The sequence below is a fragment of the Streptomyces odonnellii genome (assembly GCF_000981895.1).
Lineage (GTDB): Bacteria > Actinomycetota > Actinomycetes > Streptomycetales > Streptomycetaceae > Streptomyces > Streptomyces odonnellii.
In genome coordinates, this window is sequence record NZ_LATD01000148.1 from 1 (window position 1) to 22,190 (window position 22,190).

General features: G+C 70.4%; 14 protein-coding genes. 2 read left to right on the forward strand and 12 right to left on the reverse strand.

What is annotated here, in order from left to right; genetic code table 11:
• Positions 1 to 176: 176 nt before the first annotated feature.
• The 4 genes from WH07_RS15290 to WH07_RS15305 form a co-directional block, all read right to left on the reverse strand.
• A complete protein-coding gene (locus tag WH07_RS15290) occupies positions 177 to 380 on the reverse strand; it encodes an acyl-CoA carboxylase subunit epsilon (protein WP_046500434.1) in 204 nt (67 codons plus the stop codon).
• 47 nt (positions 381 to 427) lie between these two features.
• Positions 428 to 2,011: an acyl-CoA carboxylase subunit beta gene (locus tag WH07_RS15295; protein WP_046500435.1), complete on the reverse strand. Its 1,584-nt coding sequence runs from the start codon at positions 2,009 to 2,011 to the stop codon at positions 428 to 430.
• 151 nt (positions 2,012 to 2,162) lie between these two features.
• The gene (locus tag WH07_RS15300) at positions 2,163 to 4,526 is read right to left on the reverse strand and encodes a polysaccharide lyase 8 family protein (RefSeq protein WP_046500447.1); all 2,364 of its coding nucleotides are present in this window, start codon (positions 4,524 to 4,526) and stop codon (positions 2,163 to 2,165) included.
• Positions 4,527 to 4,675: 149 nt separating this feature from the next.
• Complete coding sequence (locus tag WH07_RS15305) at positions 4,676 to 5,185, reverse strand: hypothetical protein (RefSeq protein WP_046500436.1); 510 nt, start codon at positions 5,183 to 5,185, stop codon at positions 4,676 to 4,678.
• A gap of 218 nt (positions 5,186 to 5,403) precedes the next feature.
• Between WH07_RS15305 and WH07_RS15310 the strand changes: the two genes are divergently transcribed.
• On the forward strand, positions 5,404 to 6,027 hold the full coding sequence (locus WH07_RS15310) for a YceI family protein (protein ID WP_046500437.1): 624 nt from the start codon (positions 5,404 to 5,406) through the stop codon (positions 6,025 to 6,027).
• A gap of 179 nt (positions 6,028 to 6,206) precedes the next feature.
• Here the strand turns inward: WH07_RS15310 and WH07_RS15315 are convergent, their stop codons facing one another.
• The 5 genes from WH07_RS15315 to WH07_RS15335 all read right to left on the reverse strand — a co-directional run bounded on the left by WH07_RS15315 (position 6,207) and on the right by WH07_RS15335 (position 15,301).
• Positions 6,207 to 7,556, reverse strand: a complete 1,350-nt coding sequence (locus WH07_RS15315) for a hypothetical protein (RefSeq protein WP_046500438.1) — start codon at positions 7,554 to 7,556, stop codon at positions 6,207 to 6,209.
• 98 nt (positions 7,557 to 7,654) lie between these two features.
• Positions 7,655 to 10,741 (reverse strand): glycoside hydrolase family 3 protein, encoded by a 3,087-nt coding sequence (locus WH07_RS15320; protein ID WP_046500439.1) that lies wholly within the window; start codon positions 10,739 to 10,741, stop codon positions 7,655 to 7,657.
• A gap of 82 nt (positions 10,742 to 10,823) precedes the next feature.
• Complete coding sequence (locus WH07_RS15325) at positions 10,824 to 12,707, reverse strand: discoidin domain-containing protein (protein WP_046500440.1); 1,884 nt, start codon at positions 12,705 to 12,707, stop codon at positions 10,824 to 10,826.
• A gap of 166 nt (positions 12,708 to 12,873) precedes the next feature.
• Positions 12,874 to 14,289 carry a GH1 family beta-glucosidase gene (locus WH07_RS15330; protein WP_046500441.1) on the reverse strand — a complete coding sequence of 472 codons (1,416 nt, stop codon included), beginning with the start codon at positions 14,287 to 14,289 and terminating at the stop codon, positions 12,874 to 12,876.
• Positions 14,290 to 14,323: 34 nt separating this feature from the next.
• Positions 14,324 to 15,301, reverse strand: a complete 978-nt coding sequence (locus WH07_RS15335) for a LacI family DNA-binding transcriptional regulator (RefSeq protein WP_046500442.1) — start codon at positions 15,299 to 15,301, stop codon at positions 14,324 to 14,326.
• A gap of 292 nt (positions 15,302 to 15,593) precedes the next feature.
• Between WH07_RS15335 and WH07_RS15340 the strand changes: the two genes are divergently transcribed.
• Complete coding sequence (locus tag WH07_RS15340) at positions 15,594 to 17,477, forward strand: ricin-type beta-trefoil lectin domain protein (RefSeq protein WP_046500443.1); 1,884 nt, start codon at positions 15,594 to 15,596, stop codon at positions 17,475 to 17,477.
• Between the two features lie 55 nt (positions 17,478 to 17,532).
• Here WH07_RS15340 and cimA read toward each other — a convergent pair whose 3' ends face one another.
• The 3 genes from cimA to WH07_RS15355 form a co-directional block, all read right to left on the reverse strand.
• On the reverse strand, positions 17,533 to 19,140 hold the full coding sequence (gene cimA / locus WH07_RS15345) for a citramalate synthase (protein ID WP_046500444.1): 1,608 nt from the start codon (positions 19,138 to 19,140) through the stop codon (positions 17,533 to 17,535).
• 397 nt (positions 19,141 to 19,537) lie between these two features.
• The gene (locus WH07_RS15350) at positions 19,538 to 20,626 is read right to left on the reverse strand and encodes a branched-chain amino acid aminotransferase (RefSeq protein WP_046500445.1); all 1,089 of its coding nucleotides are present in this window, start codon (positions 20,624 to 20,626) and stop codon (positions 19,538 to 19,540) included.
• A gap of 262 nt (positions 20,627 to 20,888) precedes the next feature.
• Positions 20,889 to 21,938, reverse strand: a complete 1,050-nt coding sequence (locus WH07_RS15355) for a 3-isopropylmalate dehydrogenase (RefSeq protein ID WP_046500446.1) — start codon at positions 21,936 to 21,938, stop codon at positions 20,889 to 20,891.
• Between the last annotated feature and the right edge of the window lie 252 nt (positions 21,939 to 22,190).

Consider the following 22,190-nt stretch of genomic DNA (forward strand, 5'->3'; position numbering starts at 1 on the left):
GCCAAAAGCGGACTCATCACCCTCGTCGAACACGCCCTCATGGCACGACTGCGGTAAGTCCCGCGCGGCGCACCGCCGTAGACACACGAAGGCCCCCGCACTCGAGGAGTGCGGGGGCCTTCGCTTCGTACGGCCTCGGTGGCGCTTCGCGCGCCGTCGGTGCGGCCCGGCGGCTGTCAGCCCTGCCAGCTGTGCGGGGCGCGGAAACCGGGAGTGCGCTCAAGACGGCGCCAGCCGGCCGTGGAGCGGCCGTGGTGGGCCGGGGCGTCCGTCCGGGCCGCGGCGCGGGCCATCAGGACGGCGGTGATGGCGGCCAGCTCCTCGGGGCCGGCCTGCCCCTTCTCGACGCGCAGCAGGGATTCGTTCGTGGATTCGCTCATGGAGGTCGTGTCTCCGTCTTCTCGGCGGGAGGGCGCGGGGCGCAGGATCACTGCGGGGGGTTGCCGTGCTTGCGGGACGGCAGGTCGGCATGCTTGGTACGGAGCATCGCGAGCGCGCTCGCGAGCACCTCACGGGTCTCCGCGGGGTCGATCACGTCGTCGACCAGTCCGCGCTCCGCCGCGTAGTAGGGATGCATCAGCTCTGCCTTGTACTCCTTGACCATGCGGGCACGCATGGCCTCCGAGTCCGCGGCTTCCGCGATCTGCCTGCGGAAGATGACATTGGCGGCACCCTCGGCGCCCATCACCGCGATCTCGTTCGTGGGCCAGGCGTAGGTGAGGTCGGCTCCGATGGACTGGGAGTCCATCACGATGTACGCGCCTCCGTACGCCTTGCGCAGAATCAGCGAGATCCGGGGCACGGTGGCGTTGCAGTACGCGTAGAGGAGTTTGGCACCGTGCCGGATGATCCCGCCGTGCTCCTGGTCGACGCCCGGCAGGAACCCGGGCACGTCCAGCAGCGTCACGATCGGGACATTGAAAGCGTCGCACATCTGGACAAAGCGCGCAGCTTTCTCGGACGCCTCGATGTCCAGCACCCCGGCAAGGGACTGCGGCTGGTTGGCGACGATGCCGATGACCTGTCCGTCCAGCCGGGCCAGGGCGCAGATGATGTTCCGCGCCCAGCGCTCGTGGACCTCCAGGAAGTCGCCCTCGTCAACCAGCTCCTCGATGACCTTGTGCATGTCGTACGGGCGGTTGCCGTCGGCGGGCACCAGATCGAGCAGCACGTCGGAGCGGCGGTCCACCGGGTCCTCGGAGACGACCGTGGGCGGGTTCTCGCGGTTGTTCTGCGGCAGCATCGACAGGAGGTAGCGCACCTCGGCGATGCAGGTCTCCTCGTCGTCGTACGCGAAGTGCGCGACGCCGGAGGTCTCGGCGTGCACATCGGCGCCGCCGAGGCCGTTCTGGGTGATCTCCTCGCCGGTGACCGCCTTGACGACATCCGGTCCGGTGATGAACATCTGCGAGGTCTCGCGGACCATGAACACGAAGTCGGTGAGGGCCGGGCTGTAGGCGGCGCCGCCCGCGCAGGGGCCGAGCATCACGCTGATCTGCGGAATCACCCCGCTCGCACGGGTGTTGCGCTGGAAGATCCCGCCGTAGCCGGCGAGCGCGGAGACGCCCTCCTGGATCCGGGCCCCCGCGCCGTCGTTGAGCGAGACCAGCGGGGCACCGGCCGAGATGGCCATGTCCATGATCTTGTGGATCTTGGTGGCGTGTGCCTCGCCGAGGGCGCCGCCGAAGATCCGGAAGTCATGCGCGTACACGAAGACCGTCCGGCCCTCGACCGTGCCCCAGCCGGTGATGACACCGTCCGTGTACGGCTTCTTGGCCTCCAGGCCGAAGCCGGTGGCGCGGTGCCTGCGGAGCTGCTCGACCTCCCTGAACGACCCCTCGTCGAGCAGCAGCTCGATGCGCTCACGCGCGGTCAGCTTGCCCTTGGCCTTCTGTGCCTCGGTAGCGCGGTCGCTGGGGCCCCGGCGGGCCGTCTCGCGCAGGGCGTGCAGTTCGGCCACACGCCCCCGGGCATCGGTGGGCTCGCCCGGCGTCTCGTCCACTACGGTCATGTCCCAACCCTACGAACAGCACCGCGAAAACACGCCGTAGACTCCACACAGTCTCCTGGCGGTATTCCTGGTGGGCCTGGACAGAACCCGGCACGATGCGGGGTTCCCGGACAGCAAGGTACCCCCGGCTGTTGTGGGATTCCCCTAGATGTCAGATCAACGCCACCTGGCAGCGATAGGCCTCGCAGGCCGTGCCGGGGGTGATCCTCAGCCCTAGCGTACGGCCAGCCGAGAGCACCTCGACCCCCGGGTCGACGGCCTGCACCCCGCGTACTCCCCGGTCCCAGACGACCTCCAGCGGCCGTCCGGAGCGCGGGGGTTCACTGATACGGAGCGTGGCGGTACGGCCCCGGACGACGGCCAGCACGCTCGCGGGGGCGGTCGCGGTGAGCGGTCCCGCCGTACCGGCCCGCCAGAAGTTGACGGCCGTGCAGCCGAGCGGGTGAAGCTCCACCGCCTGCCGGTCCGCGTCGTTGGCGAGGATCCGCAGCCAGTGGGGGTCGGCGGCGCGGGCCGCGAGTTCCCGCCGGGACGCACCGGGCATCAGCAGATAGGCGTAGGCCGCGTCGGCGGGATCGGTGCCGTGATCGATCCAGAGGGTCCGGTAGCGGCGATTACGCCGTTCGGGGGAACCTCCGGTGTTGATGTCGCTCCAGGCACCGGTGCGGTCCTCGGCGAGGGTCCTGAGCGGGGCGCCGCCGGGGAAGACCCAGCCGCCGTGGCCGGCCAGATGGGCCCAGCGGGGGCGTGGACCGTGATCGAGGGTGAAGGTGTCCGCGCCGCGCCCGCCCAGGTTGCGGTTGTCGACAATCGTCTCCACCGGTACCCCGTCCGCACAGGTGATTCCGGCGCCCAGACAGATGACCGCGTCGTCGGTGAAGAACCAGGACTTGCGTGCTTCGAGGGTGGAGCCGAGGCCCTTGAGATGCTGGCCGACGGCGGCGAAGGTCCCGTCGGTCACTCCGCCCACCCACCGCACGTCCGGCTTGGGTTCGCCCCACTCGCCGCCCTCCTGGTCCGCGAGCCGCCGGGTGGACACGGTCGTGCCGGGCAGGCGGTACGGGTCGACAGTGGGCCAGAACCAGTCGGTGTACTGGTCGTTGCCCCGGTCGGCGCACCACCACGACAGCATTCCGGCCCCGGTGTGCCAGCCGCGTGGATTCTCGCCGTTGCCGCACTCGTAGTGCGCGATCCGCTCGGAGGCCATGGCGAGGGCGGCGGCCCAACCGTGTCCCCGGTGCACGGCCCGGTCCATCGCGGCGAAGAGGGTGTGGCCGGCCGGTTCGGGGACGGCGGGCACGGGTGAGGCGGCGACGGTGTGCAGCCGCGCCAGATCGGCGACGTCGAACTGCGGGGCGGTGAGCACGGGCGCCACGGTGTCACGCTCGATCCAGCCCTTGACCAGCCCGGTCCAGCGCTCCCGCTCGGCGGCGGACGCCCCGCCCGCGAGCAGAGGAAGGGCCGCGATCAGCGCCTGGCCGTGGAAGTGGTCGCTCCGCAGCAGACCCCGGTCGTCACCGGCGAGCCGACCCCGGCTGACGGCACGGCCGTTGACGCAGTCCATCATCAGGCCGTTGTGGATCAGCGGTGCGAAGGCACGTTCCACGCTGTCCAGTACGTTCTGCCGGGCCGGGTCGGTGACGGCCCAGGAGGACCCGGCGAGCAGGGAGAAGAGCCGGCCGAGGCCGTCGAGCAGGACCTGTCCGTACGTCCCGGAGTAGGCGACCCAGGTGTGCTGGACGAACGAGCCGTCGGCGTAGAGGCCGTCGCCGCCGGTGACATACGGGAAGACGGGCGAGAGCGCGTCCCGGGCGAGAGCGGTCTTGGCGGGGGCCCGGCCGAGGATGCCGCGCAGGGCGACGGAGCGGCAGAGGTCGACGCGGTTGGCGCCGGTGCTGATGCCCGAGTAGTCGGCGAGGAGGGCGTCGGGGACGAAGTGGTCGACGGCCGCGCAGGCCGCCGCGCGCCGCTCCTCGGTGAGGTGCTCGTACAGCACGGCGGTGATGTCCATGAGCAGGCGGGGGCTGCCGATGCGCCACTCCCACCAGTTGCCGTAGGGGGTGGTGGCGGGGCGGTAGACGGTGGTGGCGAGATGGGCGAGCCCGCGCAGGATGTCGGCGAGGAGTGACCCGTCACCGGTGAGGCCGGTGCCGGGCTGGGCATAGGCCCGGGTCATGGTCCAGAGCCGGTCGTAGCCGCGGGTGATTCCGGCGGGCGGGTCGAAGGGGTGGCCGGGCCAGAGATGGGTGGCGGCCGGGGCCATGGACCGCCGGAGGGCTCCGGCCTGGCTGCCGGTCGCGGCGAGCCGGGAGGCATAGGGCTCGGCGGCGGGGTCGTAGCCCGTACCGAGCTGGATGCCCGCCCAGCGCAGCCGCAGCGCCTCGAACTCGTCGGCGGGAGCGGGCTGTTCGGGTACCGAGGGTACGGAGAGTACGAAGGGTACGGAGCCGAGGCCGAGGGTGCCTGCCGCAGCGGCCAGCACGGTGCGACGGGACCAGGCTGCCGGATGCGACACGGGAACCTCCGCGCTCAGGACGGGCAATCGCCGGACGGGCTCATTCAAGCCCGTCCGGCGATTGAGGACACGGCTCAGCGGGCCCGTCCGGCGGATTCAGGACACGGCCCGGCAAGCCCGTCCGGCGCTTGAGGACACGGCTGAACCGGTCAGCAGCCGCCGCAGTTGTAGTACGTGACGTCCCAGTGGTTGCCCTCGTCCGCGTAGAGGTTGCCGGCGCCGGACTGCCACTGCGGGTAGCCGTCACCCCGCGGGCCGATGTAGGTGAAGTTGTTCTTGATGTAGTTGGTGAGGCAGGTGGCCTTGGCGAAGTCGAGCTTGTAGCCGTTCCAGTGCGAGTACGTGCCGCTCGCGTGGCCCGTCTCCGTACCGCCCGTGATGTTCAGGGCGCAGCCGCTCGCGCTCTTCAGGGTCTGGGCGCCCTGGGCCGTGGCCAGGTTGAGCTGCTCGAACGACGTACAGGTCGGGTTGTTGCGGTTGGAACAGCCGCCGGAGGACGACCAGGTGATGCCGCGTGAGCTGAACATCGAGGTCGCGGTGGCGTGCGAGATCTTGGTGGCCGCCTGGGCGTCGCCGGCGGAGGTCAGAACACCGAATCCGGGGGCGAAGAGAGCGCCCAGGACCAGCGCGAACGCGGTGAGGTACGAGCGGAGCTTCATGGGGGGATTGCCTCCTGCTGGGAACCGTTGAGGTGGATGGGGCAGCGGTGCAGGTGGTAACGGAGCGGTGTAGCGGACCGATCGTGCCCGAGATCTACGCGCGTCCGCCAGGGTGCGGGGAACTCAATCGGATGACTTTGTTGAATGTTGAACCAGAGGGGTCTAAGGTGGGATCCGATTGAAGGTTTAGAACTCGTCAGTCGTACTCAGGAGGAACCATGGCCCTCTTCGGCCGCAAGAACGACAGCACCGACGCCTCGGCCACCGCCACCGTCGAGGTGGACCCGGCTCTCGCCGCGCTGACCGGCGAATACACCATCGACCCGGCCCACAGCACCATCAGCTTCACCGTCCGGCACGCGATGGTCACCAACGTCCGCGGCTCGTTCACCGAGCACGAGGGCTCGCTCAGCCTGGACGGCTCGAACCCGGCCGCCTCGACCGCCTCGATCGAGGTCTCCATCGCCAGCGTCGACACCGGGATGCCCGACCGCGACAGCCATCTGCGCAGCGCCGACTTCTTCGACGCGGAGACCTTCCCGAAGATGTCGTTCCGCTCCACCGCCGCCGAGCAGCTCGACGCCGAGACCTACCGGGTCACCGGCGATCTGACCATCAAGGACGTCACCAAGCCGGTCACCATCGACCTGGAGTTCCAGGGCTCCGCCACCGATGTGTACGGCAACGAGCGCGTCGGCTTCGAGGGCAGCGCGTCCATCCTGCGCTCCGACTGGGGCCTGACCTGGAACGCGGCGCTGGAGACCGGCGGGGTCATGGTCAGCGACAAGGTCAAGCTGAACTTCGACATCTCCGCGATCAAGAAGGCCCCCGAGGCCGCCTGAGGCCACCGGGGAGCGGGTGAGGAGACCGGCGGGGGGCAGCTTCCGGACCGGGGCTCGGCTCAGCGCCGTACGGACTCGTACGGGAGGAAGAACTCGTACGTGGCGGACTCGTACGTGGAGCCGGAGCCCCGGCCGGTCCGGGTCTGACCGGGGTCCGGGGCTGCCCGTGCCGGTACGGGTCAGAAACCGCCCCCGCCGTCGAATCCTCCGCCGCCTCCGAAGTCCCCTCCCCCGCCGAACCCGCCACCGCCGAAGTCGCCCGGGTCGTAGTTCCCACCCGAGTAGTCGCCGCCGTCGTAACCGGTGTAGTCACCGCCGCCGTAGTCCGCGGCATAGCCAGGGGTCGCCATCAGCGAACCGAGCATCGTGCCCACCAGCAGCCCCGGCAGCAGCCCGCCGCCGAAGTAGCCGCCGGCCCAGGGTCCGTACACCGGCCCTGCCTCCCAGTACGGCCGGGGGCCGCTCGCGGTCTCGACCGTACGGGCCAGCGGGTCGTCTCCGTCGGCCAGCCGTGCCGCGTCGGCCGCGCAGACCGGGACCGTACGCCGTACCCCGGCGGGCGGCGCCCACTCGGCGTCGGTGGTCGAGGGGCCGTGGCGCGGGTCGAAGAAGCAGGGCGAGCGGCGCTCCGGCAGCGGGGCGCCCTTCCTGCGCGCGTCGAGCAGGGCCAGCGAGAACCGCCCGTCCTCCAGTGCCTCCGTCACCCCGCGCACATCGTCGGGCCGCTGGGCGGAACCCATCAGTGACTTGGCCTTCTCGTACGCGTCGAGGGAGCGCTCGTAGTCGGTGCGCATCGCGTCGTCGGCGCCCGCCTCGGCCGGGTGGAAGTCGAGCCGGTCCAGCTCCTCGCCGAAGGCGGTGATGTCCTCGTCGACGACGACCCGCAGCTTCTCCAGGGCGTCCCGCTCGCGTTCGACGCGCTTGCGGCGGCTGTGGCGCGACAGGGCGTACGCGCCGGCGCCGCCCACCACGACCACGGAGCCCAGCACGATCAGTCCGGTGGACGAGCTGTCCGTACCGCCCGATCCCGTGGTGTCCCAGGAGGCCGGGGCCTGGCCGCGGATCTGCGGGAGCGCCTGGTCGACGAAGTTGTTCAGCTCGGTCGCGGCGTCGACGGAGCCGCCCGCCTTGACCGCGTCGGTGAGGTTGCGGACCGCCTGGTGGGGCAGTACGGCGGAGTCGGCGCCCGCGTTGAAGCCGTCGCCGAGCCGGATCGCGTACAGACCGGTGATGCCGGTCTCGGTCCGTACGGTGTTGAGCACGGTCGCGGCGGGGTACGCGGCGGTGTCCGGCAGGACGGCCACGAAGAGCGGCTTGTCCGCGTCCTTGATCTTCTTCGCCAGGGCCTCGGCCTCGGTGGTCGAGAGCTGGCTCCTGGCCGCCGGGTCCACATAGACGGGCCCGTGCTTGAGCGCCTCGGCGACGGTCGCGGGGCCGGTGGCGGCCTCGGCGGCGGGCGCGATTCCCAGGGCTGCGGCGGAACCTGCGAGCAGCACCCCGGACAGTGTGGAATACAGCCTCGTCCTCATACATTGACGCTACCCGAAACGCGCCAAGGTGGGGCAGGGGTGAGCAAAGGCGTAAGCGGAGCGAAAGAATTACGGCAGAAACGGCGGACCCCGGCTGATCAGGCCGCCTTGTACGCCGCCGTCAGCTTGGCCACCGCACCGGCCGGGTCTCCGGTGAGCAGCAGGTGGTCCGCCTCCGCGAAGGGCTTCGCCGAGGCGGCGGTGATGTTCCCGCCGATCTTCTGCTGGACCAGCAGCCTGGCCCGGCCCACCAGCTCCTTGGCCTGCGGCGACGAGCCGAGGCCCGCCTTCTGGAGCACCGTGGCCGCGACCCCGATCGCCGCGAGCGTCAACTGCCCGCCGCCGGGCGGCCGCTCAAGGGTGGTCAACCCCCAGCCGTACGGGAACTGCGGGTCGTAGGAGGCGTCACCGACATTGATCGGCAGCGACTCGACCGACTTGGGCCAGGTCCGCGGGAGCTGTCCGGTGAACGCCCGCCTGCCGTAGAGGACATCGGCGACCCCGTCGCCCTCGCTGCCCGGCAGCCAGCTCGCCACCAGCGCGTCGATCTCGCCGAGCCGGTCACCGATGAGCAGCGGCCGGCCGGAGACGATCAGGACGGCGCACTTCATGGCCGCGCAGACCGTGTCGACGGCCTTCTTGTCCTCGGCGGACAGCTCCAGGTCATGGCCGTTGCCGACATCGCCCTGCCCCTCGGCGTACGGCTTCTCGCCGACGACGACCACCCCGACATCGTGTCCGGCGGTGGGCGCGGTTGCGTCCCGCGAGTAGGTCAGGGAGCCGGGCGCGGCCTTCCGCATGCCCTCCAGGATGGTCGTCCCGATGGTGGTCGGTCCGGAGCCGCCCTGCCAGGTGATGGTCCAGCCGCCCATCTGGTTGCCCAGGTCATCGGCGTTGGAGCCCGCCACGTACACCTTCTGCGACGGCTTGAGCGGCAGGACCGCGCCGTCGTTCTTCAGCAGCACCTGCGACTTGGCCGCCGCCTCGCGGGCCACCGCCCGGTGCGCGGGCGAGCCGATCTGGGGCAGATTGGTGGTGTCGGCGTAAGGCTTCTCGAACAGGCCGAGCCGGAACTTCTGCTCCAGGATCCGGGAGACCGCGTCATCGATCCGGGCCCGGCTGATCCGCCCGGCCGTGGCCTCGGCCTGGAGGATCGACGTGAAGTCCTTGTAGGCGGTCGGGACCATGATCATGTCGAGCCCGGCGTTGATGGACGTACGCACATCGCTCGGGTAGTCGCCGGGGATCTGGTCGATCGCCTGCCAGTCGCTGACGACGAAGCCCTTGAAGCCCAGCCGGTTCTTGAGCACCCCGTTGATCATGGCGCCGTCCGCGTGCATCTTGATCGCGGGCCGGCCCTCGTCGGTGATCTCCAGCGAGGAGTACGAGGCCATGACCGCGCCCACGCCCCGCCGCACCGCGTCCTTGAAGGGCGCGAGATGGATGGTCTCCAGCTCTTTCCTGGTGACCTTGGTGACGCCCTGGTCGATGGTGTACGAACCGGTCGTGGACGAGCCGTACTGGGTGCCGCCGTCGCCCACGAAGTGCTTGGCCGTCGCCAGCACCTTGTCGTTGCGGTCCAGTTGGGCGCCGGACGCCGTGCCCTGGAGGCCGTTGATGATCCTGGCCATGGAGACGACCAGCGCCGGGTCCTCGCCGAAGGACTCGTACGTACGGCCCCAGCGCTCGTCCCTGGCCACACAGAGGCAGGGCGCGAAGTCCCACGGGATGCCGGTGGCCCGTACCTCCTTGGCCGTGACCGCGCCGGTGCGCTCCGTCAGCGCGGGATCGCGGGCCGCGCCGAGGCCGATGTTGTGCGGCATGATCGTCGCGCCGACGACATTGTTGTGGCCGTGCACCGCGTCCACGCCGTAGATCAGCGGGATCTGGAAGCGGGTGGCCCGGGCCCTGAGCTGGTAGGCGTCGATCATCCTCGCCCAGGCCTCGGGGGTGTTGGGGGTCGGTACGGACCCGCCGCCGGAGAGCAGGGAGCCGAGGGCGTATGTGGCGATGTCGCTCTGGGAGGTGAGCGCGCTGCGCTCGGCCTGGGTCATCTGGCCGGCCTTCTCGGCGAGCGAGAGCCGGGGCAGGAGGTCGGCGACCCGCTCCCGCACCGGCAGCGTGGGGTCGAGATACGGCAGGCCGTGGGCGTCGATCACCACCTGTGGGGTCTCGGCCGGGGCCCTGGCGCCCTCGACGGTGAGGGCCAACGGAATGATTTCCGCGTTCTCGCCCGCGCGGTCCTTCAGGGTGGGGACCTCAACGAGCCGGGAGGTGCCGGAGGGGGTGCCGGCCGGGAAGGTGAGCGTGCCGGAGACGGGCGTGTAGTCCTTCGCCGCCTCCGCCGTACCGCCTTCGGTGGTGTAACCGACGGTCACCGGCTCTTCGAGCGGAGCCGCACCGGTCGTCGCGACCGAGATCCGGACCTTGGCGGTGGCACCCTCCTCGACCGGGTACACGGCCGCGTCCGTGACGACGCCCGCGGCCGGACCGGGGTCGCCCGTGCCGTACAGCTCCACGCCGTCCATGGCGAACCGGCCCGCCTCGCCCGGTGGCAGGGTCAGCGCGTACCCCCACACTCCGGTGAGCCCGAGGACCTGGTCGATCCCGCCGACCGGCTGGTAGTCGGTGCGGTACGTGAAGTCGGTGAAGGGGATCTCGACCTGGTGCCACCCCTCCCAGTCGTCGGTGAAGGAGGCCGTCCACAGCTCGGAGGCCGCGCCATTGGCGCCGCCGTCCTTGATCTCGAAGTTGATCCTCCTGCCAGAACCGGGCGGCAGCGGCGCGGTGTTCTGCCCGTACCACCAGAAGCGGATGCCCCGGCGGGCCGACCAGTCGTGGGCCGGCTCGTCGAAGGCGAAGTCATGGCTGAACCCGCCGTACCCGCTGATGTGGTAGCTGCCTTCGAGGACCCGGTCGCCCTCCGGGGCGTCGGCGCGCTCCACCAGGCTCAGGGCGGGCGGGTCGTCGGAGTCGCCGCCCCAGGTGAACATGCCGCCCTCGGGCGGGCCCGCGAAGGGGACCTCGCCCTCGAAGCGGTCGACGGCCACCGGGTCCGGGCCGTCCGAGGCGGCGGACGGGCCCGCTCCCGCGAGGGGCAGCAGCCCCGCCAGGACGGCGGCGGCCAGGGCCTGTCCGGCCGTTCTGCTTCGGCCGCCGGATCGTGGTCCGACACGTACGCGCATCGTGCTCCTTGTCCGACAGGGCTCCCGGCCGCACCGCCGCGGCCGGGAGCCCTGCTGCTCTTACGACGTCCGGTGCGTCCCGCTACTTCTGCTCGACCCGGACCCAGTCGACCTCGGCCCGGATACCGCCCTGCGCGATCCGGTCGACGCTCGACTGGGGCAGACCCCAGTAGGGCTGGGTGACCTTGTTCCAGCCGGCCGGATAGGCGCCGCCCAGAGCGAGGTTGAGAATCACGTACTGGTTGTGGTCGAAGACCCACTTGCCCCGGGTGGACTCCAGCTTCTGGCGGGAGGTCTCCTGGACGACCCGGTCGTCGACCGTGAAGCGCATGCCCTCGGGCAGCCACTCGACGGCGTAGGTGTGCCACTGGTCGGCACGTCCGCCGTTCGGGTAGTACTGCTGCTTGCCGATGTTGCCGTCGGCCGAGTAACCGGGACCGTGCAGGGCGGTGCTGGTCCAGTCCCCGTAGCCGATGTTCTCCATGATGTCCGTCTCGCCCGAACCCGGCCACGAGACGGACGGGTTGTCGACATCGCTGCCCAGCAGCCAGAAGGCCGGCCAGAAGCCGTCGCCGACCGGCAGCCTCATACGGCCGCTGACCTTGCCGTAGGTGAAGTCGAACTTGGTGTTGGTGTCGATACGGCCCGAGGTGAAGTCGTACCTGCCGCCGCCCGGCACGGTCGTGCAGCCCTTGCAGTACTTGGACTCCAGGATCAGTGCGCCGTTCTCGGTGCGGATGTTGTCCGGCGAGTCCACATAGGCCTGGGCCTCACCGTTGACCGAGCCCATCTCCGTACCCGTACGGACCACCCGCCACTTGCCGCGGTCCAGGCCCGAGCCGGTGAAGTCGTCGAAGAAGGTCGTACGGTATGCGCCGCCCGGGTTCTTTGGCAGCGCCGGATAGGCCGCCGCCGCGCTGCCGCCGGTGCCCCAGACCTGGAACTCGTACAGCGAGTAACCGAACTGGGCGGTCGCCGGGGCCGGGTTGTAGAAGGAGCGGCGCTCCCTGCCCAGCATCCGGATGTAGCGGGCGGTGGCCGGGGTGGCGAGGGTGATGGTGTCCCGCCGGCCCGCGGCCTCCCCCGGCGGCTTGACATCGGCGCGGCGGGCGGCGACCTCGGCGGCGGAGGGCCGGTGGACCGTGCGCCAGGTGCGGTTGTCGTCGGAGACCTGGAGTTCGTAGTCGACGGCGTAGGCCGCCTCCCAGTACAGGTCGACCGCCTCGATACGGGAGGACGCGCCGAGGTCGACCCCGACCCAGCGGTCGGCGTTCCAGTCGCTGGCCCAGCGGGTCTGGTCGCCCCTGAGGTCGGCGGGCCAGCCGCCGTCGGTGACATAGGCGGGGGAATTGCCGGCGTGCTGGTAGAGACCGCCGTACGCCGGGTGGTTCAGGGCGAGATTGGTCCGGGTGGTGGAGGCGGGCGCGGGCTCGCCCCCGTACACCTGGAAGGAGAAGAGGGAGTAGCCCCAGGCGGTCGCGCGCTGCACACCGCGCATCCGGACGTACCGGGCGGTGACTTCCTGGGGGTAGGTGTGGGCGGTGACGGTGCCGCCGGTGCCCTCGGTCTCGGTGTAGAAGCTGGTCCAGTTGGTGCCGTCGGTGGAGGCTTCGAGGACGTACTGCCTGCCGTAGGCGGCCTCCCATTCGAGCTTGACCTGGTTCACCCGGATGACGCTGCCGAGGTCGACCCGGATCCAGGCGGTGTCGGTGAAGTCGCTGGCCCAGCGGGTGGCGGCGTTGCCGTCGAAGGCTCCGCCGGGGCCCAGGTCGGGGCTCTGGGTGCCGGAGGCGGTGACGGCGGCCGGGTTGACGGCGTAGGAGGCCGCCGCCCGGTCGGTGTTCCAGGCCGCGACCGCGGCGGCGGGCCTGGCGGACTGCTGGGGTGCGGGTGCGCTGAACGCGAGCGGGGCCGACAGCGCGAGCAGCGCGGCGGTGGCGGCCACCAGAGTCGTACGCGAGGGCATCGGTGCCTCCTGTGGGGGGAGTGCGGGTGTGTGGAGCGATGTCCGTACGGGTGGTGCGCGGTTCGGGTGGTGCGCGGTTCAGGAGGGTGCGTCAGTGCGTCAGTGCGGCGGTACGGAGGTACGGCGGTGCGCGGTGCGGCGGTACGGCGTGCGGAGGTACGGCGTGCTACCGCGTGGCGTCCCGCGTGAGGCGGATCGTGTCGCGGTACCACTTCGCGCTGTCCTTGAGGGTCCTGGCCTGGGTGGCGTAGTCGACGCGGACGATGCCGAAGCGCTTGTCGTAGCCGTACGCCCACTCGAAGTTGTCCATCAGCGACCAGGCGAAGTAGCCGCGTACATCCGCCCCTCGCTCCCGCGCCTCGGCGACCGCCGCGATGTGGTCGGCGAGATACGCGGTGCGGCCGGCGTCGGGGACGGAGCCGTCGTCGGCGACGAGATCGTCGAAGGCGGCGCCGTTCTCGGTGATCACGGTCGGTACGCCGTAGTCGTGCTGGAGACCCAGGAGCAGTTCGGTGAGTTCGCCCGGGGTGATCTCCCAGTCCATGGCGGTACGGGGCAGATCGCGCCGGACGCTCCGGGTGACGGGCAGCCCGTCGGCGTCCGCCGTCGCGCCGTCCTCGGTGGCGCCGGAGAAGAGCGCGCCCCGGTAGAAGTTGACCCCGAGGATGTCCAGCGGGGTGGAAATGGCCGTCAAGTCCCCTTCGTGTACGGGCAGTTCGACCCCACGCCGGGCCAGATCGGCGAGCACGTCCTCGGGGTAGCGGCCGTGCACGAGCGGGTCGAGATAGAGCCGCCGGCCCATTCCGTCGGCGCGGCGGCAGGCCTCGCGGTCGGCCGCGCTGTCGGTCTCGGGGGTGGCGGTGCCCAGGTTGAGGGTGATGCCGAGTTCGAGCGGGCGGGTGCTGCCGGCCGCCTCGCGGATGCGCGAGGACGCCAGGCCGTGGCCGAGGAGCAGATGGTGTACGGCGTGCAGGGCGTCGCCGAAGTTCCGGCGGCCGGGGGCGTGCACACCCGCGTCGTAACCGAGCATCGCCGAGCACCAGGGCTCGTTGAGCGTGGTCCAGTGGGCGACCCGGTCGCCGAGGGCCTCGTACGCGAGCATCGCGTAGTCGGCGAAGCGGTACGCGGTGTCGCGGGCCGGCCAGCCACCCATGTCTTCGAGCTGCTGGGGCAGGTCCCAGTGGTAGAGCGTGATCCAGGGAGTGACGTTCCTGCGGTTCAGTTCGTCGATCAGCCGCTTGTAGAAGTCCAGGCCCTTGGCGTTGGCGGGGCCCCGGCCGCCCGGCTGGATCCGCGGCCAGGCCAGCGAGAAACGGTACGTGTCGACGCCGAGACCGGCGATCAGCTCCACGTCCTCCGGCATGCGGTGGTAGTGATCGCACGCCACATCGCCGTGCTCACCCCGTACGACGGCGCCCGGAACCCGGCAGAAAGTATCCCAGATCGAGGGGGTCCTGCCGTCCTCGGCAGCCGCGCCCTCGATCTGGTAGGCGGAGGTGGCGACGCCCCAGCGGAAGCCGGCCGGCATTCCGGGGACCGCCACGGCGGGTCGTACGAGCGCCTGTGGGGTGGTGGCGTTCATGGCTCTCCTGAGGGTGACGGGGCGATCTCCGGGGTTATGGGGCCGACTTCCGTACGATCAGTTCCGTGGGCAGGACCACCGGTTCGTCCGGTGCCGACGCCCCGCCGAGATGCCCGAGCAGCATCGACGCGGCCGTCTCGCCCATCTCGCGGGCGGGCTGACGGACCGTCGTCAGCGGCGGCTCGGTGTGCCGGGCCATCGGGATGTTGTCGAATCCGACCACCGCGATGTCGTCGGGCACACCGCGCCCGGCGGCCCGCAGGGCCCGCAGCGCGCCGGCCGCGCTGATGTCGTTGTGCGCGAAGACCGCGTCGAACTCGACCTGTCCGGCGAGGAGTTTCTCCACCGCGAGCCGTCCCGACAGCTCGGTGAAGTCCCCCACCACGACCAGATCGGTCGGCAGCACCTCGCGGAACCCGGCCAGCCGGTCCCGTACGCAGCCGAAGTGCGCCGGGCCCGTGATGACCAGCGGCCTGCGGCGCCCGTCGGCCACGAGATGGCGGGCGGCGGACGCGCCTCCCTCGCGATTGGTGGTCACGACGGAAGGGAAGTCCTCGGGGTGGCGCCCGCGGTCGTCGATCAGGACGACGGGCAGGCCCTTGCGGTGCAGACCGATGATGGTGTCGAGGGTGTTCTCCGGTTCGACGACGAGGAGTCCGTCGAAGGCGCGGGCCGAGACCTGGGTGGTGAAGTGCTCCACCGACTCGGCGCCGCGGTTGCAGGTGAAGAGCAGCAGGCCGTAGCCGGCCGCCTCTATCGTGTCGACGACTCCCTGGAGGACCTCGCCCATCCACGGCCAGGTCAGCGACGGCACCAGCATCCCGACCGTACGGCTGCTGCCCCGGGCGAGACCGACGGCTCCCGAGCTGGGTACGTAACCGAGTTGGGCGATCACGGCGCGCACCCGGGCGGCCGTGGTGCGGTCGACCTCCCCCTTGGTATTGATCACCCGGGACACGGTCGTCTTGCTGACGCCTGCCTGGCGGGCGACGTCGGCGATCGTGACACGCATCGGGGCCTCCGCGTCGAGGTGTGGAACCGGTACCGCAACCGCTTCCGGAACCGGTACCGGCGTTGGCCCGTGAGTTAACCGGCGCGCAACACAGCCGTCAATACTTCACGTCGAGATTGGTCCGCACCTTTGTGACGTACCAGGCCAGAAGCGGGCCAGGGGCATTATGCGTTCGGCTTGTGAAGGCGCCGACCCTTGACGGGAGTTCGCATCAGCAGTTCACTCACGCCGCAGGGAGCGACAGCGCACCATCGCAACACCCCCCACACCTCTGCCGAGAAGGGCAGCAGTTATGTCGAGATCGACAGGCACCGGGCGACGGCTGACACGGATTCTGCTCGCCGGAGCCCTCGCCACCGCCGGACTCACCGGCCTCTCCGCCGGTACGGCCCAGGCCGCGGGCGAGCAGGTCAACATCTGGCTGACGACCACCGACGACGCGGGCGGACGGCATGTCACCCGCGGTCTCCAGCAGCAGACTCCCGTCACCTTCCAGGCGGGCAACGGCGGCAGCGGCACCAACATCACCGTCGACGAGGGCACCCGCTACCAGACCTTCACCGGCGGCGGCGCCTCCTTCACGGACACCGCGGCCTGGCTGATGAAGGGCAGCGGGGCGCTCTCCCAGGCGACCCGTGACGCCACGATGCGGAAGCTGTTCTCGCCCACCGAGGGCATCGGGCTCTCCTTCATCCGCAACCCGATGGGCGGTTCGGACCTCGCCCGCTTCGGCTACACGTACAACGATCTGCCGGCCGGTCAGACCGACCCGACGCTGTCGCGGTTCTCGATCGCCCATGACCTCCAGGACGTACTGCCGCTCACCAAGCAGGCCAAGCAGCTCAATCCGGCCCTGTCGACGATGGCCTCGCCGTGGACGGCGCCGGCCTGGATGAAGGACAGCGGGCAGCTCAACGGCGGCTGGCTGAAGGCGGAGAACTACGGCACGTACGCCAACTACTTCGTCAAGTACCTCCAGGCCTACCGCGACAACGGCATACCGGTCGACTACGTCTCGGCGCAGAACGAGCCGACCTGCTGCAGCAGCTATCCCTCGATGAGCTGGAACGGCTCGGGGCTGGCGTACTTCACCAAGAGCGAGCTGCTGCCGAAGCTCCAGGGCGCCGGGCTCTCCACCAAGGTCCTCGCGCACGACTGGAACTGGGACACGTACGACGCCTACGCGGCGGAGACCGTCAATGACGCGGCGGTCCGCAACCACCCCAACTTCGGCGGGGTCGCCTGGCACGGCTACGGCGGCAACATCCAGAAGCAGACGGATGTGCACAACCAGTACCCGCAGATGGACGCCTTCCAGACCGAGCACTCGGGCGGCACCTGGATCGCCAACCAGCAGCGCGAGGACATGGCGAACATCATCGACTACACCCGCCACTGGGCGAAGTCGGTGACCAAGTGGTCCCTGGCGGTGGACCAGAACCGCGGTCCCCACAACGGCGGCTGCGGCACCTGCGACGGTCTGATCACGGTCCACAACGGTGACAGCCGGCACGGCCAGGTCGACTACACCATCGAGTACTACACGATGGGCCACCTCACCAAGTTCGTGAAGCCGGGCGCGCAGCGCATCGCCTCCACCGCCAGCACCACGGTCTCCAATGTGGCCTGGCGCAACCCGGACGGCTCCAAGGCGCTGATCGCGTACAACGACGGCGCCGGCGCCCAGCAGGTACGGGTCAACTGGGGCGGGCAGAACTTCACCTACTCGCTGCCCGGCAAGACCTCGGCCACCTTCACCTGGGCGGGCACCCAGGCCGGCGGCTCCGACCGCAGCGGCACCCTGGCCGGGCTCGGCGGCAAGTGCCTTGACGTGGCGGGCGGTTCCACCGCCAACGGCACGCCCGTGCAGATCTACGACTGCAACGGCTCCACGGCCCAGCGCTGGACCCTCAAGGCCGACGGCTCGGTCCAGGCCCTGGGCAAGTGCCTGGACGTGGCCGCCGCCTCGACGGCCAACGGGGCGAAGGTCCAGCTCTACGACTGCAACGGGTCGGGGGCACAGCAGTGGAGGTACGAGTCGGGCTCGGCCGATCTGGTCAATGTCCCGGCCGACAAGTGCCTCGACGTGACGGGCAACACCTCGGCGAACGGGACCGGCACGCAGATCTGGACCTGCACCGGAGCCGCCAACCAGAAGTGGCGGCTCCAGGGCTGAGGCCCGCTCCTCCTCCCGCTGAGACCGAGGGGGCCGGGGCCGGACCGCGGAGTGTCTACTCCGCCGGTTCGACCCCGGCCCTCAGCAGTCCGTACGTGTACGCGTCCTCCAGTGCCTGCCAGGAGGCCGCGATCACATTCTCGGCGACCCCCACCGTGGCCCAGTCGCCGGTGCCGTCCGAGGTGGTGACCAGGACCCGGGTGGTGGACTCGGTGCCGTGCCTGCCCTCCAGGATCCGCACCTTGTAGTCCACCAGCCCCAGCTTGGCGAGCTGCGGATAGATCTGCTCCAGGCCCACCCGCATCGCCCGGTCCAGCGCGTTGACCGGCCCGTTCCCCTCGGCGGTGGCGACGATCCGCTCGCCCTTGGCCCAGAGTTTCACGGTGGCCTCATTGGCGTGCGTCCCGTCCGGCCGGTCCTCGACGATCGCCCGCCAGGACTCCGTACGGAAGTAGTTGCGGGGCCTGCCCTCCGCCTCCTCGCGCAGCAGCAGTTCGAAGGAGGCGTCGGCCGCCTCGTACGTATAGCCCTTCAGCTCACGCTCCTTGACCCGGCCGACGACCCGGCCGACCAGATCGCGGTCGCCGCCGAGGTCGATGCCGAGTTCCTTGCCCTTCAGCTCGATGGAGGCGCGGCCGGCCATGTCGGAGACGAGGGTGCGCATGCTGTTGCCGACCAGCTCGGGCGTGATGTGCTGGTACAGATCCGGGTCGACCTTGATGGCGGAGGCGTGCAGCCCGGCCTTGTGGGCGAAGGCCGACACCCCGACGTACGGCTGGTGGGTGGAGGGCGCCAGATTGACGACCTCGGCGATGGCGTGCGAGATCCGGGTCATCTCGGCGAGGGCGCCCGCGGGCAGGACCGTCTTGCCGTACTTCAGCTCCAGGGCGGCGACGACCGGGAAGAGATTGGCGTTGCCGACGCGCTCGCCGTATCCGTTGGCCGTGCACTGCACATGGGTGGCGCCCGCGTCGACGGCGGCGAGGGTGTTGGCGACGGCGCAGCCCGTGTCGTCCTGGGTGTGGATGCCGATCCTGGCCCCGGTGTCGGCCAGCACGGTGGCGACGACGGCGTGGATCTGCGCGGGCAGCATGCCGCCGTTGGTGTCACAGAGGATCACCACATCGGCGCCCGCCTCGGCGGCGGTGCGTACGACGGCCTTGGCGTACTCGGGGTTGGCGCGGTAGCCGTCGAAGAAGTGCTCGCAGTCGACGAAGACCCGGCGGCCCTGCTCGCGCAGGTACGACACGGTGTCGCGGATCATCTCCACGTTCTCGTCGAGGGTGGTGCGCAGGGCCAGCTCGACATGGCGGTCATGCGATTTGGCGACCAGCGTGATCACCGGGGCGCCGGACTCGACCAGCGCCCTGACCTGCGGATCATCCGACGCCTTCGCTCCCGGCCGGCGGGTGGCGCCGAAGGCCACGAGCTGGGCGTGCCGGAACTCGATCTCCTGCCGGGCGCGGGCGAAGAACTCGGTGTCGCGCGGGTTGGCGCCGGGCCAGCCGCCCTCGATGAAGCCCACGCCGAACTCGTCCAGGTACCGGGCGATGGCCAGCTTGTCGGCGACCGTCAGATTGATGCCTTCGCGCTGTGCGCCGTCGCGGAGCGTGGTGTCGAAGACATGGAAGCTGTCGTCGCTCTCCGTGGACAGAGTGGTCATGGTGGGTTGCTCCTGTCGAGTGGATTGGTCTGGCTCCACTTGCCCCCATCGTCGCGCGCCGTCCGCCTCCGGCCGGGGTGGGGCCGGAAAACGAAAAAACCTCTCGCGGGTGCGAGAGGTCTGCGCGCGGGTCTGAGGCACGGTGCCCGCGCCGTACATGGTGGTACGGGGCGGTCACTGCGGACCGGCGCGCTTGCTGCCGATAATCATGGCGAACGAGAGCACGGGGCGATTTTCGCATGTCTTCCGTGGCGGGGCAGAGCCGTCTCACCATACGGTCGCGGCCCGCTCCGCCGCAGCTCGGGGGCGGTACGGCCACGCGGCCCCGAGCCGGAGGCGGTACGGCCGCGCGGGCCCGTCCCGGTCGGGGCGGGCCCGCGTGAGTGTACGGACCGGATCAGCCGAGGTCGTGCATCCAGCCGTGGGTGTCGGGGACCACACCCCGCTGGATGTCGAGCAGCGCCGTCCGCAGCTCCATGGTGACCTTGCCCGGCTCGCCGCCCGACTGGGTCCACTCGCCGGCCGCCGACTTGACCAGACCGACCGGGGTGATCACCGCGGCCGTACCGCAGGCGAAGACCTCGGTGAGGGTGCCGTTCTCGGTGTCGCGGCGCCAGTCGTCGGTGGAGATCCGGCCCTCCTCCGAGGTGTAGCCGAGGTCGCGTGCCACGGTGAGCAGCGAGTCACGGGTGATGCCCGCGAGCAGCGACCCGGTCAGTTCGGGGGTGACGATGCGGTCCCCGTACACGAAGTACAGATTCATCCCGCCCATCTCCTCGACCCAGCGGTGCTCCAGCGCGTCGAGCCACACCACCTGCTCGCAGCCCTTCTCGGCCGCCTCGGCCTGGGCGAGCAAGGACGCCGCGTAGTTGCCGCCGGTCTTGGCGAAGCCCATGCCGCCGGGGACGGCCCGGACGTAGTTCTCCGAGAGCCAGACCGAGACGGGCTTGACGCCCCCCGGGAAGTAGGCACCGGCCGGGGAGGCGATGACCAGGAAGAGATACTCGTTCGCCGGGCGCACCCCGAGGCCGGCCTCGTTGGCGAACATGAACGGCCGCAGATAGAGCGATTCCTCGCCGCCGTGCGCGGGCACCCACGCCTTGTCCTGCTGGACGAGCGCGTCGCACGCGGCGATGAAAGTCTCCACCGGCAGCTCGGGCATAGCGAGTCTGCGGGCGGAGCGCCGGAAGCGCTCGGCGTTGGCCTCGGGCCGGAAGGTGGCGACCGTGCCGTCGGGGCGGCGGTAGGCCTTGAGCCCCTCGAAGATCTCCTGCGCGTAGTGCAGCGCCATATTGGCAGGGTCGATCGAGAGCGGCGCGTACGGCACGAGCTGCGCGTCGTGCCAGCCCCGTCCCTCCGTCCACTTGATCGTCACCATGTGATCGGTGAAGTGGCGGCCGAATCCCGGATTGGCCAGGATCGCGTCCCGCTCGGCGGCGGACAGCGGATGCGAGGAGGGCTTCAGCTCGATCGTGGGCGTGGTCATGAATACTCGTCCTTCACCGTTTGTGTGTGCCGGACCGCGCTCACGCCGCTGCTTGTGCTAGGACGTCCGAGCATTACCGTATGCCGCGGCCCACGCAGATTATCGCGCGGGCACCGCGGCGTAGGAACACAGCGGACGAACGGGGTGGATACGGCCCGGGGGCTGGGGTGGTGGTGCTACCCGCTGGATCGTCGGCGCCCGGTGGCCGCACAGCACAGCCGCCGGGTTCCGAAGGACCCGGCGGCTGTGAGGAGTCGACGGGTCAGCTCGCTACTCGTACGGCGAGCGCGTCGCCGATCTCGTCGGTCGTACGGGCGGCTGCCGCCGGGGTGTCCCGGCCGGCGAGATCGGCCACGACGGCCTCCTCGATCCGCCCGGCCTCGGCGTCGAAGCCCAGGTGGCGCAGGAGCAGGGCCACGGAGAGGACCGTGGCGGTGGGGTCGGCCTTGCCCTGGCCCGCGATGTCCGGCGCCGACCCGTGGACCGGCTCGAACATGGACGGGAACGTACGGTCCGGGTTGATGTTCGCGGACGCGGCCAGGCCGATGCCGCCGGTCACGGCCGCGGCCAGGTCGGTGAGGATGTCACCGAAGAGGTTGTCGGTGACGATCACGTCGAAGCGCTGGGGCTGGCTGACGAAGAAGATCGTCGCGGCGTCGACATGCAGATAGTCGGTGGTGACCTCGGGGTACTCGCGGCCGACGCGGTCGAAGATGTTCTTCCAGAGGTGGCCCGCGTGGACGAGGACGTTGTTCTTGTGGACCAGCGTCAGCTTCTTGCGCGGACGGGCGTCGGCGCGCGCGTACGCGTCACGGACCACCCGCTCCACGCCGTAGGCCGTATTGACGCTCACCTCGGTGGCCACCTCGGCGGGCGTACCGGTGCGCAGGGAACCTCCGTTGCCCGTGTACGGGCCCTCCGTCCCTTCCCGTACGACGACGAAGTCGATGTCCGGGCTGCCGGCCAGCGGAGTGGCCGTATGCGGGTAGAGCTTGGACGGGCGGAGATTCACATAGTGGTCGAAGGCGAAGCGCAGCTTGAGCAGCAGCCCGCGCTCCAGGACGCCGGACGGCACGGACGGGTCGCCGATCGCGCCGAGCAGGATCGCGTCATGGCCCTTGAGGGCTTCCAGCTCCGCGTCCGGGAGGGTCTCCCCGGTACGGTGCCAGCGGCCGGCGCCGAGGTCGTACTCCTTGGTCTCCAGCTTCACATCCTGGGGCAGGACGGAACGCAGGACCTTGAGGCCCTGGGCCACGACCTCCTGACCGATGCCGTCACCGGGGATCACTGCGAGATTGAGGCTGCGAGACATGACGGCACCCTACTCCGCGTCCCAGCCCATGACATGGCGCGTCCACTTCGTGGACAGGCCGTGTTCCGTTCGCCGTGTATACGCCGGGGGTCCACCCGTGAGCCACTCTCCGGTGTCACATTCTGTCCATGGATACCCCTCGCGTCGGGATTCCCGACGGTCTCGCCTCCCGGATGAGCATGGCGGAACAGCACGAGTATCTGCGCGGGCGGATCAGGCGGACCGGGCGGACCGGGCAGGGCAGCGCCGGGG

Coding starts and splice junctions, on each gene's coding strand:
- WH07_RS15350 (WP_046500445.1), bottom strand. CDS start 20,626: ATGACCACGCCCACGATCGAGCTGAAGCCCTCCTCGCATCCGCTGTCC.
- WH07_RS15355 (WP_046500446.1), bottom strand. CDS start 21,938: ATGTCTCGCAGCCTCAATCTCGCAGTGATCCCCGGTGACGGCATCGGT.
- WH07_RS15290 (WP_046500434.1), bottom strand. CDS start 380: ATGAGCGAATCCACGAACGAATCCCTGCTGCGCGTCGAGAAGGGGCAG.
- WH07_RS15310 (WP_046500437.1), top strand. CDS start 5,404: ATGGCCCTCTTCGGCCGCAAGAACGACAGCACCGACGCCTCGGCCACC.
- WH07_RS15340 (WP_046500443.1), top strand. CDS start 15,594: ATGTCGAGATCGACAGGCACCGGGCGACGGCTGACACGGATTCTGCTC.
- WH07_RS15320 (WP_046500439.1), bottom strand. CDS start 10,741: ATGCGCGTACGTGTCGGACCACGATCCGGCGGCCGAAGCAGAACGGCC.
- WH07_RS15315 (WP_046500438.1), bottom strand. CDS start 7,556: ATGAGGACGAGGCTGTATTCCACACTGTCCGGGGTGCTGCTCGCAGGT.
- WH07_RS15335 (WP_046500442.1), bottom strand. CDS start 15,301: ATGCGTGTCACGATCGCCGACGTCGCCCGCCAGGCAGGCGTCAGCAAG.
- WH07_RS15325 (WP_046500440.1), bottom strand. CDS start 12,707: ATGCCCTCGCGTACGACTCTGGTGGCCGCCACCGCCGCGCTGCTCGCG.
- cimA (WP_046500444.1), bottom strand. CDS start 19,140: ATGACCACTCTGTCCACGGAGAGCGACGACAGCTTCCATGTCTTCGAC.
- WH07_RS15295 (WP_046500435.1), bottom strand. CDS start 2,011: ATGACCGTAGTGGACGAGACGCCGGGCGAGCCCACCGATGCCCGGGGG.
- WH07_RS15330 (WP_046500441.1), bottom strand. CDS start 14,289: ATGAACGCCACCACCCCACAGGCGCTCGTACGACCCGCCGTGGCGGTC.
- WH07_RS15305 (WP_046500436.1), bottom strand. CDS start 5,185: ATGAAGCTCCGCTCGTACCTCACCGCGTTCGCGCTGGTCCTGGGCGCT.